Source organism: Pseudomonas sp. LjRoot71, assembly GCF_964253255.1.
GTDB lineage: Bacteria > Pseudomonadota > Gammaproteobacteria > Pseudomonadales > Pseudomonadaceae > Aquipseudomonas.
The window spans coordinates 1,261,042-1,277,224 of record NZ_CAXURA020000001.1; the positions used below are offsets into that span (position 1 = coordinate 1,261,042).

The 16,183-nt window shown below is 62.0% G+C and carries 16 protein-coding genes; 9 read left to right on the top strand and 7 right to left on the bottom strand.

Going from position 1 to position 16,183, the window contains the following annotated elements; translation table 11 throughout:
* Positions 1-17 precede the first annotated feature (17 nt).
* Genes ACSQ17_RS05960 through ACSQ17_RS05970 form a run of 3 tightly spaced genes read left to right on the top strand, consistent with a single transcriptional unit; the run spans position 18 to position 2,876 of the window.
* Complete coding sequence (locus ACSQ17_RS05960; RefSeq protein ID WP_436067987.1) at positions 18-920, top strand: ABC transporter permease subunit; 903 nt, start codon at positions 18-20, stop codon at positions 918-920.
* Between the two features lie 10 nt (positions 921-930).
* A complete protein-coding gene (locus tag ACSQ17_RS05965; RefSeq protein ID WP_436067988.1) occupies positions 931-1,905 on the top strand; it encodes an ABC transporter ATP-binding protein in 975 nt (324 codons plus the stop codon).
* Positions 1,905-2,876 carry a peptide ABC transporter ATP-binding protein gene (locus tag ACSQ17_RS05970; protein WP_436067989.1) on the top strand — a complete coding sequence of 324 codons (972 nt, stop codon included), beginning with the start codon at positions 1,905-1,907 and terminating at the stop codon, positions 2,874-2,876. The genes ACSQ17_RS05965 and ACSQ17_RS05970 overlap by 1 nt, the downstream gene beginning before the upstream one ends.
* On the opposite strand, the gene ACSQ17_RS05975 is transcribed toward ACSQ17_RS05970, so the two are convergent.
* Positions 2,873-3,316: a hypothetical protein gene (locus tag ACSQ17_RS05975; RefSeq protein ID WP_436067990.1), complete on the bottom strand. Its 444-nt coding sequence runs from the start codon at positions 3,314-3,316 to the stop codon at positions 2,873-2,875. The genes ACSQ17_RS05970 and ACSQ17_RS05975 overlap by 4 nt on opposite strands.
* Before the next feature lie 200 nt (positions 3,317-3,516).
* Between ACSQ17_RS05975 and leuS the strand changes: the two genes are divergently transcribed.
* The 6 genes from leuS to lipA all read left to right on the top strand — a co-directional run bounded on the left by leuS (position 3,517) and on the right by lipA (position 10,684).
* Complete coding sequence (gene leuS / locus ACSQ17_RS05980) at positions 3,517-6,129, top strand: leucine--tRNA ligase (RefSeq protein ID WP_436067991.1); 2,613 nt, start codon at positions 3,517-3,519, stop codon at positions 6,127-6,129.
* Between the two features lie 73 nt (positions 6,130-6,202).
* Positions 6,203-6,814, top strand: coding sequence for an LPS assembly lipoprotein LptE (locus ACSQ17_RS05985; RefSeq protein WP_436070435.1), 612 nt, complete (start codon positions 6,203-6,205; stop codon positions 6,812-6,814).
* Positions 6,815-6,854: 40 nt separating this feature from the next.
* Positions 6,855-7,889, top strand: a complete 1,035-nt coding sequence (gene holA, locus ACSQ17_RS05990; RefSeq protein ID WP_436067992.1) for a DNA polymerase III subunit delta — start codon at positions 6,855-6,857, stop codon at positions 7,887-7,889.
* Between the two features lie 82 nt (positions 7,890-7,971).
* Positions 7,972-8,130 (top strand): alternative ribosome rescue factor ArfA, encoded by a 159-nt coding sequence (arfA, locus tag ACSQ17_RS05995; RefSeq protein WP_436067993.1) that lies wholly within the window; start codon positions 7,972-7,974, stop codon positions 8,128-8,130.
* Positions 8,131-8,202: 72 nt separating this feature from the next.
* Entirely contained in the window at positions 8,203-9,486 is a 1,284-nt protein-coding gene (locus tag ACSQ17_RS06000) for a lytic murein transglycosylase (protein ID WP_436067994.1), read from the top strand.
* A 145-nt stretch (positions 9,487-9,631) separates the two neighbouring features.
* On the top strand, positions 9,632-10,684 hold the full coding sequence (gene lipA / locus ACSQ17_RS06005) for a lipoyl synthase (RefSeq protein WP_436067995.1): 1,053 nt from the start codon (positions 9,632-9,634) through the stop codon (positions 10,682-10,684).
* A gap of 69 nt (positions 10,685-10,753) precedes the next feature.
* Here the strand turns inward: lipA and lipB are convergent, their stop codons facing one another.
* The 6 genes from lipB to rodA all read right to left on the bottom strand — a co-directional run bounded on the left by lipB (position 10,754) and on the right by rodA (position 16,181).
* Positions 10,754-11,407, bottom strand: coding sequence for a lipoyl(octanoyl) transferase LipB (gene lipB / locus ACSQ17_RS06010; RefSeq protein ID WP_436067996.1), 654 nt, complete (start codon positions 11,405-11,407; stop codon positions 10,754-10,756).
* Positions 11,407-11,676 (bottom strand): DUF493 domain-containing protein, encoded by a 270-nt coding sequence (locus tag ACSQ17_RS06015; RefSeq protein WP_233685916.1) that lies wholly within the window; start codon positions 11,674-11,676, stop codon positions 11,407-11,409. The genes lipB and ACSQ17_RS06015 overlap by 1 nt, the downstream gene beginning before the upstream one ends.
* Positions 11,677-11,749: 73 nt before the next feature.
* Positions 11,750-12,925: a D-alanyl-D-alanine carboxypeptidase family protein gene (locus ACSQ17_RS06020; protein ID WP_436067997.1), complete on the bottom strand. Its 1,176-nt coding sequence runs from the start codon at positions 12,923-12,925 to the stop codon at positions 11,750-11,752.
* Between the two features lie 120 nt (positions 12,926-13,045).
* A complete protein-coding gene (locus ACSQ17_RS06025; RefSeq protein WP_436067998.1) occupies positions 13,046-14,050 on the bottom strand; it encodes a septal ring lytic transglycosylase RlpA family protein in 1,005 nt (334 codons plus the stop codon).
* Positions 14,050-15,060, bottom strand: a complete 1,011-nt coding sequence (gene mltB, locus ACSQ17_RS06030; RefSeq protein WP_436070436.1) for a lytic murein transglycosylase B — start codon at positions 15,058-15,060, stop codon at positions 14,050-14,052. The genes ACSQ17_RS06025 and mltB overlap by 1 nt, the downstream gene beginning before the upstream one ends.
* A 17-nt stretch (positions 15,061-15,077) precedes the next feature.
* On the bottom strand, positions 15,078-16,181 hold the full coding sequence (gene rodA, locus ACSQ17_RS06035) for a rod shape-determining protein RodA (RefSeq protein WP_392540222.1): 1,104 nt from the start codon (positions 16,179-16,181) through the stop codon (positions 15,078-15,080).
* Positions 16,182-16,183: the final 2 nt, after the last annotated feature.

Sequence of the window (16,183 nt, forward strand, 5' to 3'; positions counted from 1 at the left end):
TCGGAGGTGACGTACCGATGACCACCTCTACGACTCTCGACCAGAGCCTGTTCTACCCTTCACCACTCAAGGAGTTCTGGCAAGCCTTTGCCCATAACAAGGGCGCGGTCGCCGGGCTGCTGTTTATGATCCTGCTGGTGATCTGCGCGCTGTTCGCGCCGTGGATCGCGCCGCATGACCCCAGCGAGCAATACCGCGAATTCCTGCTCACCCCGCCGGCCTGGCTGGAAGGCGGCCAACTGCAATTTCTGCTGGGTACCGATGAAGTCGGCCGCGACCTGCTCTCGCGGCTGATCCATGGCGCACGGCTGTCGCTGCTGATCGGCCTGGCCTCGGTGCTGATGTCGCTGATCCCCGGCATCCTTCTGGGCCTAGTTGCCGGCTTCTTTCCGCGGCTGCTCGGCCCGTCGATCATGCGCCTGATGGACATCATGCTGGCCCTGCCCTCGCTGCTGCTGGCGGTGGCCATCGTCGCCATCCTCGGCCCAGGGCTGATCAACACCATCTTCGCCATCGCCATCGTTTCGCTGCCATCCTATGTACGCCTGACCCGTGCGGCGGTGATGGGCGAACTGAACCGCGATTACGTCACCGCCGCACGCCTGGTCGGTGCCAGCCTGCCGCGCCTGATGTTTGTCACCGTGCTGCCCAACTGCATGGCCCCGCTGATCGTGCAGGCCACCCTGAGCTTTTCCTCGGCGATTCTCGACGCCGCCGCCCTGGGCTTTCTCGGCCTCGGCGTACAACCGCCAACCCCTGAGTGGGGCACCATGCTGGCCTCGGCGCGCGACTATATCGAGCGCGCCTGGTGGGTGGTGACCCTGCCGGGCCTGACCATCCTGCTCAGCGTGCTGGCCATCAACCTGATGGGCGACGGGTTGCGCGATGCGCTCGACCCGAAGCTGAAGAATGCGCAGTGAGGAGCCCAGCATGAGCCTATTGGATATCAAGAACCTCAAGGTGCGCTTCGGCGATACCAATGCCGTACCGGTGGTCGACGGCCTCGACCTGAGCGTGGAGAAAGGCGAGGTACTAGCCATCGTTGGCGAGTCCGGCTCGGGCAAGTCGGTGACCATGATGGCGCTGATGGGGCTGATCGACGCTCCCGGCATCGTCAGCGCCGATGGTCTGCAGTTCGACGGCACCGACATGCTGCGGCTCAAGGGCCGCCAGCGCCGGCATATCGTCGGCAAGGACCTGTCGATGGTCTTTCAGGACCCCATGACCGCGCTCAACCCCAGCTTTACAGTGGGTTTCCAAATCGAGGAGGTGCTGCGCCAGCACCTCGGCCTTAAGGGTCAGGCCGCTCGCACGCGCGCGCTGCAACTGCTCGAACGGGTGGAAATCCCCGCCGCCGCCAGCCGATTGAATGCCTACCCGCATCAACTGTCGGGCGGCATGAGTCAACGGGTGGCGATTGCCATGGCAATTGCTGCCGAACCCAAGCTGCTGATCGCCGACGAGCCGACCACGGCGCTGGATGTGACCATCCAGGCGCAGATTATGGACCTGCTGGTGGGCCTGCAACGCGAACAGAACATGGGCCTGGTGCTGATCACCCATGATCTGGCAGTGGTCGCCGAGACCGCGCAACGGGTCTGCGTGATGTATGCCGGGCAGGCGGTGGAGATCGGCAGCGTGCCGCAACTGTTCGATGCGCCAAGCCACCCTTACACAGAAGCGTTGCTCAAGGCGATCCCTGAACACAGCCAGGGCCAGCGCCGCCTGGCCACCCTGCCCGGCATCGTCCCGGGCCGCTATGACCGCCCGGCCGGCTGCCTGCTGTCACCCCGCTGCCCCTACGCCCAGACAGAGTGCCGCGAACAACGGCCGAACCTGGATGCCCATGACCGCGGCGCGGTGCGCTGCTTCTACCCGCTCAACCTGACTGCGGAGGTGGCGTGATGAGCGCTGTGCTGACGGCCCGTGACCTGACCCGCCACTATGAAATATCCCGAGGCCTGTTCAAGCCCGCCGCCCAGGTACAGGCGCTGAATGGCGTGTCCTTCGAGCTGGACGCCGGCAAGACCCTGGCGGTGGTCGGTGAGTCCGGCTGCGGCAAATCCACCCTGGCCCGCGCCCTGACGCTGATCGAGGAGCCCAGTTCAGGTTCATTGCAAATCGCCGGACAAGAAGTGACTGGCGCCAACAAGGCGCAACGCAAGCAGCTGCGCCGCGATGTGCAGATGGTCTTTCAGAACCCCTACGCCTCGCTCAACCCGCGACAGAAGGTCGGTGACCAGTTGGGTGAACCGCTGCTGATCAATACCTCGCTGTCGCGACTGGAACGGCGCGAGCGGGTACAGGCGATGATGCAACAGGTCGGCCTGCGCCCCGAGCACTACCAGCGCTACCCACATATGTTTTCCGGCGGCCAGCGCCAGCGTATCGCCCTGGCGCGGGCGATGATGCTGCAACCCAAGGTACTGGTGGCGGACGAACCGACCTCAGCGCTGGACGTGTCGATCCAGGCCCAGGTGCTTAACCTGTTTATGGACCTGCAGGAGCAGTTCAACACCGGCTATGTATTTATCTCGCACAACCTCTCGGTGGTGCGTCATGTCGCCGACGATGTGCTGGTGATGTACCTCGGCCGCCCGGTGGAAATGGGCCCTAGCGAACGGATCTACAGCCGCCCACTACACCCCTATACCCAGGCGCTGCTATCGGCTACCCCGAGCATCCACCCGGATCCAAGCAAACCGAAGATCAAGATAGTCGGCGAACTGCCCAACCCGCTGGCCCCACCCAGTGGCTGCGCCTTTCACCAACGCTGCCCGCATGCCAGTGAACGCTGCCAGGTTGAACAGCCTGCACTGCGTCTGCTCGATGCGCGTCAGGTGGCTTGTCACCATGCTGAGCAGATCAATGGTTAACGATGATTGTTCGCTCGAAACAACTGCGAACCGCACGCCTTGCAGGCCTGCACCCCACTGCCCGCCTGCCATCCGGCCACGGTGCCGCACAGCGCGCAACACAACTGCAAGCGCCGCTTGAGCAAAGGCTTGAGCTTGCCGTGCAGCGCTGCCGTGGTTTTATGGCCGCAGCGGCCAATCTTGCGTGAGCTCGGCAGCTGCTCAATCTGGGCCATTTCCTGCGCCGCGGCGTGCCAGCCGCGCAGCCAGTCCAGATCACGGTTGAGATAGGCGCGAATCAGCTCCATTTCCGCAGCGGTCAGGCCACGCAGTTCCAGCTCCAGCGGGGGCTGCGCGCTCAACGCACTGAGGCTGTCCGCCTCGTCGAGGGCCATGGCCAGGCGCTGTAGCAGTCGCTCATAAAGCCCGCCAGCCGGTCCGCCACGCCTTAACTCTGCCATCAATCACCTCGCCCAGGAGCACAGTGCCGCTCCCTACTGCAAGCTTAGCGTTCGCCCCCTGGCCAGCAGCCCCTCGCGACAAACGGCGAACGCACGCCAGCCAGCGGCTAGCGGCGGCGCAATCAGGGTTTCCCTGAATAAGCGGGGCTCATGTATGCTACGGCGTTTCCCGCAAGCCCTTATTCCCAGCGCCGGTAGCCATGCAAGAACAGTATTCGCCCCGTGAAATCGAAGCCGCCGCGCAGTCCCATTGGGATGCGCAGAAATCCTTTGTAGTGAGTGAACAAGCCGGCAAGGAGACCTTCTACTGCCTGTCGATGTTCCCCTACCCGAGCGGCAAGCTGCACATGGGCCATGTGCGCAACTACACCATCGGTGACGTGATCGCCCGCTACCAGCGCATGCAAGGCAAGAACGTGCTACAGCCAATGGGTTGGGACGCTTTCGGCATGCCGGCGGAAAACGCCGCGATGAAGAACAAGGTCGCACCGGCCAAGTGGACCTACGAAAACATCGAATACATGAAGAGCCAGCTGAAATCGCTGGGTCTGGCCGTGGACTGGACCCGCGAAGTCACCACCTGCAAGCCGGACTACTACCGCTGGGAGCAGTGGCTGTTCACCCGCCTGTTCGAAAAGGGCGTGATCTACCGCAAGAACGGTACCGTCAACTGGGACCCGGTGGATCAGACTGTACTGGCCAACGAGCAGGTCATCGACGGCCGTGGCTGGCGTTCGGGCGCGCTGATCGAGAAGCGCGAAATCCCGATGTACTACTTCAAGATCACCGCCTATGCCGAAGAGCTGCTGAGCAGCCTGGATGAACTGGATGGCTGGCCCGAGCAGGTCAAGACCATGCAGCGCAACTGGATCGGCAAGAGCTTCGGTGCCGACATTGTGTTCGACTACGACGTCGCCAGCATCGGCATCGACGGGCAACTCAAGGTCTACTCGACCCGCCCCGATACCCTGATGGGCGCTACCTACGTCGCCGTGGCCGCCGAGCACCCGCTGGCGCAGCGTGCTGCCGAATCCAACCCAGCCATCGCCGCGTTTATCGCCGAGTGCAAGGCCGGCTCCGTGGCCGAGGCCGATATGGCTACCATGGAGAAGAAGGGCGTGGCCACCGGCCAGTTCGTCATCCATCCGCTGACCGGCGACAAGCTGCCGGTGTTCGTCGCCAATTACGTGCTGTGGGGCTACGGCGAAGGCGCAGTGATGGCCGTGCCTGCGCATGACGAGCGCGACTTCGAATTCGCCAACAAGTACGGGCTGCCAATCAAGCAGGTCTACAACGGCGAAGGCAAAACCTATGACGCCAGCCAGTGGAATGACTGGTACGGCGACAAGGCCGGCCTGACTACCCTCAACTCCGGCAAGTACGACAATCTCGAATTTACCGCTGCCTTCGACGCCATGGTCGCCGACCTGGAAGCCAGCGAACATGGCGCGCGCAAGACCCAGTTCCGTCTGCGCGACTGGGGCATCAGCCGCCAGCGCTACTGGGGTTGCCCGATTCCGATCATCCACTGCGACAGCTGTGGCGACGTGCCGGTACCGGAAGACCAGTTGCCGGTGGTACTACCCGAAGACGTGGTACCGGACGGTGCCGGCAGCCCGCTGGCGCGCATGCCCGAGTTCTACCAGTGCAAGTGCCCGAAGTGCGGTGCCGACGCCAAGCGTGAAACCGACACCATGGACACCTTCGTGGAATCGTCCTGGTATTACGCGCGCTACGCCTCGCCACAGTACACCGGCGGTATGGTCGACCCGGAAGCGGCCAACCACTGGCTGCCGGTGGATCAGTACATCGGCGGTATCGAACACGCCATCCTGCACCTGTTGTACGCGCGGTTCTTCCATAAACTGATGCGAGACGAGGGCCTGGTTTCCTCCAACGAGCCGTTCAAGAACCTGCTGACTCAGGGCATGGTGGTGGCCGACACCTACTACCGCATCCTGGAAAACGGCGGCAAGGACTGGTTCAACCCGGCGGACGTTGTGCTGGAGCGCGACAGCAAGGCCAAGGTCATCAGCGCCAAGCTGAAAGCCGACGGCCTGCCGGTGGAAATCGGCGGCACCGAGAAGATGTCCAAGTCGAAGAACAACGGCGTCGACCCGCAGTCGATGATCGATCAGTTCGGCGCCGACACCTGCCGCCTGTTTATGATGTTCGCCTCGCCACCCGATATGAGCTGCGAATGGTCGGATGCAGGCGTTGAAGGCGCCAACCGCTTCCTGCGCCGCGTCTGGCGCCTGGCGCAACAGCACGTCAATCAGGGCGTTGCCGGTGCGCTGGATGTCGCCGGCCTGGATGACGAACAGAAAGCCGTGCGCCGCGCGATTCACCTGGCGATCAAACAATCGAGTTTCGATATTGGCCAACACCACAAATTCAACACGGCCATCGCCCAGGTGATGACCCTGATGAACGTGCTGGAAAAGGCTGCCACCGCGACCGAACAGGATCGTGCCTTGCTCCAGGAAGGCCTGGAAGCAGTAGCCCTGCTGCTGGCACCAATCACTCCGCATATCAGTCATCAGCTGTGGCAGGAACTGGGCCACGAAGAAGCGATCATCGATGCCACCTGGCCGCAGGTAGATGAAAGCGCCCTGGTGCAGGACAGCCTGACCCTGGTGATTCAGGTCAACGGCAAGCTGCGCGGCGAGATCATCGTTGCTGCCAGCGCCAGCCGTGAAGAGGTCGAGGCGGCGGCCCGCGCCAACGAGAACGTGCAACGTTTCACCGAAGGCGTGACCATCCGCAAGGTCATCGTCGTACCGGGCAAGCTGGTCAACATAGTTGCCAATTGAAAACGGTCGCCAACTGATTAAGCTCGGCGCCATGCCTGCATGGCGCCGTGACTCTCCAAGGGGATACAAGAGAATGATGAAACGGAATCTGATGGTAATCGGCCTGGCTGTACTGCTCAGCGCGTGCGGCTTCCAGCTGCGTGGCACGGGTGACGTGCAGTTTGCGCTCAAGGAACTCGACGTCAGCGCACGCAACGCCTATGGCGAAACCGTCAAAGATGTACGCAAAGCCCTAGAATACAATGATGTACGCGTATACCCCGGCGCGCCCTATCGCCTGATATTGACGGATGAACGTGAGGAGCGTCGTAGCGCCAGCTTCACAAGCTCAGCACGAACGGCTGAGTATGAACTGACCATTAGTCTCGACTACGAGATTCGCGGCAGTAAAGACCTGCTGCTGATGCGCAATAAGCTAGAGACTCAAGGGTATTACAACCAAGATGGCAACAACCTGATCGGCGGCGACCAAGAAGCCGTGCAAATTCGCAAGGAAATGCGTCGCGAACTGATCCAGCAACTGGTGCAGCGCCTGCAACAGGTCAGCCCGGACCAACTCGACCAGCTGCAACAGGCCGCGGAAGCCAAGGCCAAAGCGGAAGCTGAGGCCCTGGAAGCAGCACGCCAACAACAGGCCGCGCAACCGCAGCAGTCGCCGATCCAGCTGCCCGTTCCGGCCCAGTAAGCTTGCCGGGCCGCACCTGCGGCCCAGCCCTGCGCCCCACATGAAGCTTAACTCCGCACAACTCGGCAAACACCTGCAGGGCAACCTGAGCCCGGTCTACGTGGTCAGCGGTGATGAACCACTGCTCTGCCAGGAAGCCGCCGATGCCATTCGCGCCGCCACCCGCCAGCAGGGTTTCAGCGAGCGCCAGGTGTTCAATGCCGACAACAATTTCGACTGGGGCAACCTGCTGCAGGCCGGCGCCAGCCTGTCGCTGTTCGCCGATAGACGCCTGCTGGAACTGCGCATACCCAATGGCAAGCCCGGCGACAAGGGCGCAGCGGCGCTGCTCGAATACCTGGCGCGCCCGGCCGAAGATACGGTGCTACTGATCAGCCTGCCCAAACTCGATGGCAGCGCACAGAAGACCAAATGGGGCAAAGCGCTGATCGAAGGTGCACACACCCAGTTCGTACAAATCTGGCCGGTCGAAGCCAGCCAGCTGCCGCAATGGATCCGCCAGCGCCTGGCGCAATCAGGCCTCAGCGCCAGCGCGGAAGCCGTGGACATGATCGCTGTGCGCGTGGAAGGCAACCTGCTCGCCGCCGCCCAGGAAATCGAGAAACTCAAGCTGCTGGCCGAAGGCTCACAGATCGACGTCGATACCGTGCATGCTTCGGTAGCCGACAGCGCACGCTTTGATGTATTCGGCCTAATTGACGCAGCCCTGAATGGCGAAGCCGCCCACGCCCTGCGCATGCTCGAAGGCCTGCGCGGCGAAGGGGTCGAACCACCGGTGATTCTCTGGGCACTGGCCCGCGAAATCCGCCTGCTGGCAACAATCGCCCAGCAGTACGCCCAGGGCATGCCACTGGAAAAAGCCTTCAGCTCGGCCCGCCCTCCCGTCTGGGACAAACGCCGTCCGCTGGTCAGCAAAGCCCTGCAACGCCTGTCCGCATCACGCTGGGCCGCTTTACTGCAGGATGCCCAACAGATCGACGCGCAGATCAAAGGCCAAGCGCCAGGCGATGCCTGGAACGGCCTGAGCCTGCTGACCCTGAATCTCTGCGGCCAGCGCCTGGGCCTGAACCGCTAAGCCCCGGAATCTGGACATTTGCCAGTCCGCGGCGCATGCTTCGCCCGCCTGCACCGTGCAGGTCACGCCCCGAGGAATGAGCATGGCGAAGAACCGCAAACACCGGCCGAACAAGGCCAAATCCCTGATCGCCCAACCGCTGTTTCGCTCACGCCAGGAAACACCCAGCAAAGGCAAAGGCAGCTACCGCCGCGAAGCCTCCCAGCAAAACTGGGAGGTTTCATACCTTCTGGCGGCCTGAAAAGCCCGCCACAGCCCGCATCACGCCCCAATCATGCTAAGGTTACGGCCTGCGAAACGTGCCGAGACCACCATGCCTTACCTGTTTCTTCGTGGCCTGTCCCATAGCGCCACCGCCTGCATCCTGCTGCTCCTGACCGCCTGCGCAGAAGCACCTGCACAGCCACTCGCCGCCGCAGCGATTGCGCCGCCGTCAGCAGCCGTCAGCCAACCTGTGCCTGCTGCTATCAACGCCGCACCACTGCTCAGTTTTGATGAATGGCGCATGCTCCTGCGCAGTGATGCGATTGCTGCCGGCATTGATGCCGACTTGTTTGATCGCACCTTCGCTGGCATCACCCTGGACCCCAAGGTCATCGCCGCAGACAACAGCCAACCGGAATTCACCCGCCCCGTGTGGGAATACATCGATGGCGCCGTCTCGGTCTCGCGCATCGCCCAGGGCCGCCTGCTCAAGGCCCAACATCGCCCGACCCTGAAAGCCATCCGCAGCACCTACGCCGTGGACCATGAAGTGCTGATCGCCATCTGGGGCATGGAAAGCAACTATGGCAGCAATATCGGCAGCCATAACGTCATCCGCTCGCTGGCCACCCTGGCCTACGACGGCCGCCGTCAGGTGTTCTGGCGTACCCAACTGCTGGCCGCGCTGCAGATCCTGCAAGCAGGGGATGGTCCGCAGCAGGGTCTGATCGGCTCGTGGGCCGGCGCCATGGGGCAAACCCAGTTCATGCCCACCACGTTCAATCAGCACGCCGTGGACTTCGACGGTGACGGCCACCGCGACCTGTGGCGTTCAGCGCCTGATGCGCTGGCCTCGGCTGCCCACTACCTGCAAGCGTCCGGCTGGCAGAATGGTCAGCCCTGGGGCTTTGAAGTCAGCCTGCCGCAGGGCTTCGATTACGCTCAGGCCGACCCGGAAGTACGCCTCAGCCTGGCGCAATGGCGCGCACAAGGAGTCACCCCGCTGCGCACTGTGGATGCCAACGAGCAGAGCCCGGCCTCACTGTTTCTCCCTGCCGGCCACCGTGGCCCAGCCTTCCTGGCGCTGAACAACTTCCGCAGCATTCTCAAGTACAACAACTCCACCGCCTACGCCCTGGCCATCGGCCTGCTCAGCGATGCCCTGGATGGCAACCCCGGCGTGCAGGCCGCCTGGCCGCGCACGGATCGCCAACTGGGCCGCAGTGAGCGCATCGAGTTGCAGGAGTTGCTGAGCAGCAAGGGTTACGAGCCGGGCCCGGCTGACGGCATCATCGGGGCCAACACGCGTAAGGCCGTGCGCGCCTTTCAGCAGAGCCTGGGCCTGCCCGCTGACGGCTATCCCAGCCATGAGTTACTGCAAAAGCTGCGGTAAGAAACGGGCGCAGCCCGAACGATTGTGCACGATCGCCAAGTGCGAACGGGCAGAACCGCACGGCGTACAACGGACTGAACAGTCAGCTTCTGTGATAAACTGCGCGGCGGCCACAAGCCGCCTCGTCCACGGAGCCCGATAGCCGATGTCCGATACTCCCTCGCCCAAAACCGTTGCCAGCGGCGACAAATTCCGCACTGCTCAAGGCATCACCGCGATCAAGGACGGACAAAAGCGCCGCGCCTCCAGCGAACCTCAGGTGTTCGAACCCAAGCCGAAATGGCTGCGGGTCAAAGCCCCCGGCGGCAGCCGCTTCGAAGCGGTCAAACGCAACGTCAGCGAACATCGCCTGAGCACCGTGTGCCAGGAATCCCACTGCCCGAATATCGGCGAATGCTGGTCCAACGGCACCGCCACCATCATGCTGATGGGCTCGGTGTGCACCCGCGCCTGCCGCTTCTGCGCAGTGGACACCGGCAACCCCAATGGCTGGCTGGATCTGGAAGAGCCGCAGAACACCGCCAAGTCGGTGGAGCTGATGGCGCTGCGCTATATCGTGTTGACCTCGGTGGACCGCGACGACCTCGATGATGGCGGCGCCAGCCACTACGCGGCCTGTGTGCGAGCGATCAAGAACAACACCCCGCAGGTGGTGGTAGAAGCCCTGACCCCTGACTTCGACGGCGACCTAGAGGCCATCGAACGGGTGGTGGATTCCGGCCTCGAAGTGTTCGCACAGAACGTCGAAACGGTCGAACGCCTTACTCACGTGGTACGTGACACACGCGCGGGTTATGAAAAGACCCTGAACGTGCTGGCCCATGCCAAGCGTCACCGTCCGGACGTGCTGACCAAAACCAGCCTGATGCTGGGGCTGGGCGAGACTGACGACGAGATCATCCAGACCATGGATGACTTGCGCGCCATCAATGTCGATATCCTCACCCTCGGCCAGTACCTGCAACCGACGCGCAACCACCTCAAGGTGCAGCGCTGGGTCAGCCCGGAAGAATTCAATCGCTTGCGCGAAATCGGTCTGGAAAAAGGCTTTATGGAGGTTGCCGCCGGCCCGCTGGTGCGCTCCAGCTACCGCGCCGACAAGGTGTTCGAGAAGAACAACCTGGGCCTGGCGGCCCCGGTGCCCGTACCGGGTCAAGAACTCGACAGCAGCCTGATTCCTGCCCTCAATCTGAACTGATTGAGCCACACAACGCCTGACCTTGGGCTTTTCCTGGGGTCAGGCGTTTGTATATCTGCCCACCCCCGCTCAATAGTCGATTGCGCTCGCCAGACTCTGCTGCTGCGCGTAGTCGAGATGCTTGACCAGTTGCTCACGCAGTCGCGCGCTGACCTCGGAAATATCAACCGGCTCAGCCACCTGATCGGCGAGCTGAGTCATGGCCATGCCGGCATAACCGCAAGGGTTGATGCGCTGGAACGGCTGCAGGTCCATATCCACATTCAGCGCCAGACCATGGAAGCTGCGCCCGTTGCGGATACGCAGGCCGAGCGAGGCGATCTTTGCGCCATCCACATACACACCCGGCGCATCCGGCTTGGCGTTGGCGCTGACGCCATAACTGGCCAGCAGGTCGATCAGGCTACGCTCGATACGACTCACCAGTTCACGCACACCAATACCGCTGCGGCGCACGTCCAACAGTAGGTAGGCGACCAGTTGACCCGGACCGTGGTATGTCACCTGACCACCGCGATCGACCTGCACCACCGGAATATCCCCTGGAAACAGCACATGCTCGGCTTTGCCGGCCTGGCCCTGGGTAAATACAGGGGAATGCTCAAGCAGCCAGATTTCGTCAGGCGTATCGATGCCGCGCGTATCGGTGAAGCGCTGCATCGCATGCCAGGTAGGTTGATAGTCGACCTGGCCCAGCTCACGAAAGCCGAGCGGCAGGTCCATCACAGCACCATGTGCACGATACCGGTCGCACGCAGGGCGCTGTTGATATCGCGTAGCTGATCTTCGCTGGTGGCTTCGATATGCAGCTGCACGGTGGTGTACTTGCCGTTGCTGCTCTGGCGTTCGGCCAGGGTGCTGAGATCGACCTTGGCGTGCTGGCTAAGGATCTCGATCACCGTACTTTTGTAGTTGGCGCCACTGTCACCGACTACCTTGATCGGGTAGTCCGCGCAGGGGAATTCGATTTTGTGCGATTTGACGTCGGTCATGGCAGTAACGGCCTCGTAAGCCGTGGCAACAACAGCGCCCCTGCAGGTCGGCAAGGGCGCGCTGGTCACGCTATCAGTTGAACAGTCCAAAGAAGAACAGGCTGATGCTATCCCACAGGCGACGGAAGAAGCTGCCTTCCTCAACGGCCTCAAGAGCAATCAGATCGGCGCTGTGCACCACTTCTTCACCCAGTTTTACCTCGACCTTGCCGATCACATCACCTTGGGCAATGGGCGCGGTGAGCTGCGGGTTGAGGGTCATGCCGGCCTGCAGTTTATCCAGCTGGCCTTTCGGCAGGGTCAGGCTCAGGTCAGTGGCAAGACCGGCCTTGACCTGACGTACAGTGCCCTTCCACACCTGTGCCTGAGCCAGCTCCTGGCCTTTCTTGTAGAAGGTCCGGGTTTCGAAGAAGCGGAAACCATAGGTCAGCAGCTTCTGAGTTTCGGCGGCACGGGCCGACTCGCTGACGGTACCAAACACCGAAGTGATCATCCGCGCGCCATCGCGTACGGCCGAGGCGACCAGGCAATAGCCAGCTTCCTCGGTGTGACCGGTTTTTAGACCATCAACGGTCTTGTCACGCCACAGCAGCAGGTTACGGTTGCCCTGCTTGATGTTGTTCCAGAGGAACTCTTTCTGCGCGTAGATCGCGTAGTGTTCCTGATCTTCATTGATGATTGCACGGGCCAGGATGGCCATATCGTGGGCACTGGAGTAGTGCTCAGGGTGCGGCAAGCCGGTGGCATTCATGAAGTGGCTATTGGTCATGCCTAGACGCGCAGCAGTCTCGTTCATCATGTCGGCGAAGGCATCTTCGCTGCCGGCAATGTATTCGGCCAGGGCAATACTGGCGTCGTTACCCGACTGGATGATCACACCGTGCAGCAGGTCATCGACCTTCACCTGACTGTTCAACGGCAGGAACATGGTCGAGCCGCCGGATGCAGCACCACCGGTGCGCCAGGCGTGCTCGCTGATCGGCACCAGGTCCTGCTCGCCGATCTTGCCCTTGCGGATTTCCAGGGTAGCGATGTAGGCCGTCATCAGCTTGGTCAGGCTGGCCGGCGGCAAACGCTGGTCGCCATTGTTTTCCACCAGCACCTTGCCGCTGGCGGCATCGAGCAACACATAGGATTTTGCTGCGAGCTGTGGGGCCGAAGGAATCACTTGCTGATTAGCCCAGACAGTCGGCGCGCTGAGCAGGAACAGTGACAGGAAAACGCGTTGCGCAAAGCTGGTGATATTCATCCGTCTCTCTAGATTGCTGATGGTGGAACAGCCCCGCAGGGCATAGTCAGTACCGCACCTGATCAGTCGTAACCGACCAGGGTTGTTGTTTAGTCCCGCTGGAAAACAATAAGTGCCGCGTCAATCCGCCTTGACCAGAGTTGGCTCGCCAAGATTGGCCAGGCGCACGCTGCTTTGCAGCTGCTCAGCCTCGCTTTGGCTGCTCACCGGCCCCAGCCGTACGCGGTGCAAGATCTGCTGGTTGCGCACCACTGAGCTGACGAACACCGGCGCAGCCACCGTCTCGCTCAGCTTCGCCCGGAGTAGCTCCGCAGCGTCCGGATTGGCGAAGGCGGCCACTTGGAGATACAGGCCAGAGGCTCCGACTGAAGCGTTTTTTTTTGCGTCGATCTGCACGGGGAGCACCGCGGCAGCATGCTGCTGCGGCGGTGGTGAATACTGCTCAACCGGCTGCGCAACAGGCTGTGCAATCGGTTTGGCCTGAGCCACCTGCTGCGGTGCAGCCAGCACCATCGGCACCGGACGGCCCTGTTGAGCCCACCATTCGTGCGGATCGATACCTTCGACCTTGACCCGCGCGGTGCCGCTTTCGGCATAACCAAGCTTCTTCGCCGCCGCGAAGGACAGGTCGATGATACGGTCGGAATAGAACGGGCCACGGTCATTGACCCGCAGAATCGCCGACTTGCCGTTCTCCAGATTGGTCACCCGCACGTAGCTCGGCAGTGGCAGGGTCTTGTGTGCGGCGGTCATGCCGTACAGGTCGTAGGTTTCACCGTTGGCGGTGGCCTGGCCATGGAACTTGGTGCCATACCAGGAAGCCGGACCGACGGCCTGGTAGCGACGGGCATCGGGAATCGGGTAGTACTGCTTGCCGAACACGGTGTAAGGGCTGGCCTTGACCGGGCCGTAGTGCGGCATGGGCACGGCATCAGGAATCCGCGAGACGTCAACATCCCACCAGGGCGCGCCATCCTTGTGCGGACGGTTGAAGTCACCCGGGCCGGAAATTGCCCCGCCCGACTGTATCGGCGCCACCGGCTGCGGCGCACGGGTGGACGAGCAACTGGCCAGCGCCAGCGCCAGGCTGCCATACAGCGCCAATTTGAAAGGCAAACGCGACATCAGTTCTTACCCCGTGCATCAACCAGCAACTCGGCCAGCTGATTGACCGCCATGGCATACATCACACTGCGATTGTAGCGGGTGATCACAAAGAAGTTAGGCAGGCCGAGCCAGTACTCGTCGCCCTCGGCACCTTCCAGACGGAAGGCCGTCACCGGCAGGTCGTCGCTCAGCGCATCGGCACTGCTCCAGCCCAGCGCACGCAACTCACCGACATTGTTCACCGGGTCCAGGCCCACGGTCAGGCCCTGATCGGCCTGTGCGCCTTTGACTCGAGCGACGCTGGCCACAGGCTGTCCGGGCTGCCAACCATGGCGTTTGAAGTAGCTGGCGACGCTGCCGATGGCATCGGCCGGGTTGTTCCAGATATTGATATGGCCGTCGCCATCAAAATCCACCGCATAGGCGCGGAAGCTGCTCGGCATAAATTGCGGCAGGCCCATGGCACCAGCGTAGGAGCCGGTCATGCTCAGCGGCTCAACCTGTTCTTCACGGGTCAGCAGGAGAAACTCGCGCAGTTCCTTACGGAAGAATGGCGCACGCGGCGGGTAGTCAAAGGCCAGGGTCGACAGCGCGTCCATCACCCGCCAGCTACCGGTATTGCCGCCGTAGAAGGTTTCTACCCCGATGATCGCGACGATCACCTGCGCCGGCACGCCGTATTCGGCTTCGGCACGGGCCAGGGTCGCTTCATGCTGTTTCCAGAACTCGACGCCCTTGCTGATGCGCTTCTCGGTGATAAAGATCGGCCGGTAGTCCTTCCACGGCTTGGCCTTTTCAGCGGGGCGCGAAATGGCATCGAGAATCGCCTGCTTGCGCTCGACCTGAGCAAACAGCTCGACCAGTTGCTCGCCGGCAAAGCCGTAGTCACGGGTCATTTCGGCAACAAATTCGGCCACCTGAGGTGACTGCTGATAATCGCCGGCAACAGCCGTCTGGGCTACCCCGAACACCCCAGCCAGAGCCAGCCAAGGTGCAGTTCGTACCATCCAGCCACGCGCGTTTTGCATTGAATTCATAATCCCAATCAAGCCTGCGTCATCCACTTACGATGGGTGTGGATCGACATCAAAATTCCAAATCCTGCCAACAGGGTGATCAGCGAGGTGCCACCATAGCTGATGAAGGGCAACGGCACCCCCACCACAGGCAACAGGCCGCTGACCATCCCGATATTGACGAAGACATACACGAAGAAAGTCATGGTCAGCGCGCCGGCGAGCAGCTTACCGAACAGCGTCTGCGCTTGCACGGTAATCACCAGGCCGCGCGCGATCAACAGCAAGTACACCAGCAGTAACAAACACACCCCGACCAGGCCGAATTCCTCAGCCAGCACCGCGATGATGAAGTCGGTGTGACTTTCCGGGAGAAAATCCAGGTGCGACTGGGTGCCCTGCAACCAGCCCTTGCCGAGTACGCCGCCGGAGCCGATGGCGGCCTTGGACTGGATGATGTTCCAGCCGCTGCCCAGTGGATCGCTTTCCGGGTTGAGGAAGGTCAACACCCGCTGCTTTTGGTACTGGTGCATGACGAAGAACCACATGCCGACTGCGATCGGCACCACTGCTGCCACTGCACTGATCACCCAGCGCCATTGCAGCCCGGCGATAAACAGCACGAAGCCGCCCGAAGCGAGGATCAGCAGCGAGGTGCCCAGGTCAGGCTGCATCAGGATCAGCACAAAAGGCACGATGATCATCGCCAGGCTGATACAGATGTGTTTCAGGCGTGGCGGCAGGCTGCGATTGGACAGATACCAGGCGATGCTCGCCGGCATGATGATCTTCATGAACTCCGAAGGCTGGAAGCGGATCACCCCAGGGATATTGATCCAGCGCGTAGCCCCCATGGCGTTGTGGCCCATGACATCCACCACCACCAGCAGAGCCACCCCACCCACATAGGCCAGCGGCACCCAGCGCTCCATAAAGCGCGGCTCGAACTGGGCGATGATGAACATGCCGACCAGACCAATGCCAAAGGAACTGGCCTGCTTCATCAGCAGATCGACGTTCTTGCCACTGGCGGAATAGAGAATCATCAGGCTGCCGCAGGCCAGCACCAGCAAGAGCAGCAACAGAATGCCGTCGATATGCAGGCGCTGCAGCAGGGTCGCCCGGCGGCGCAGCA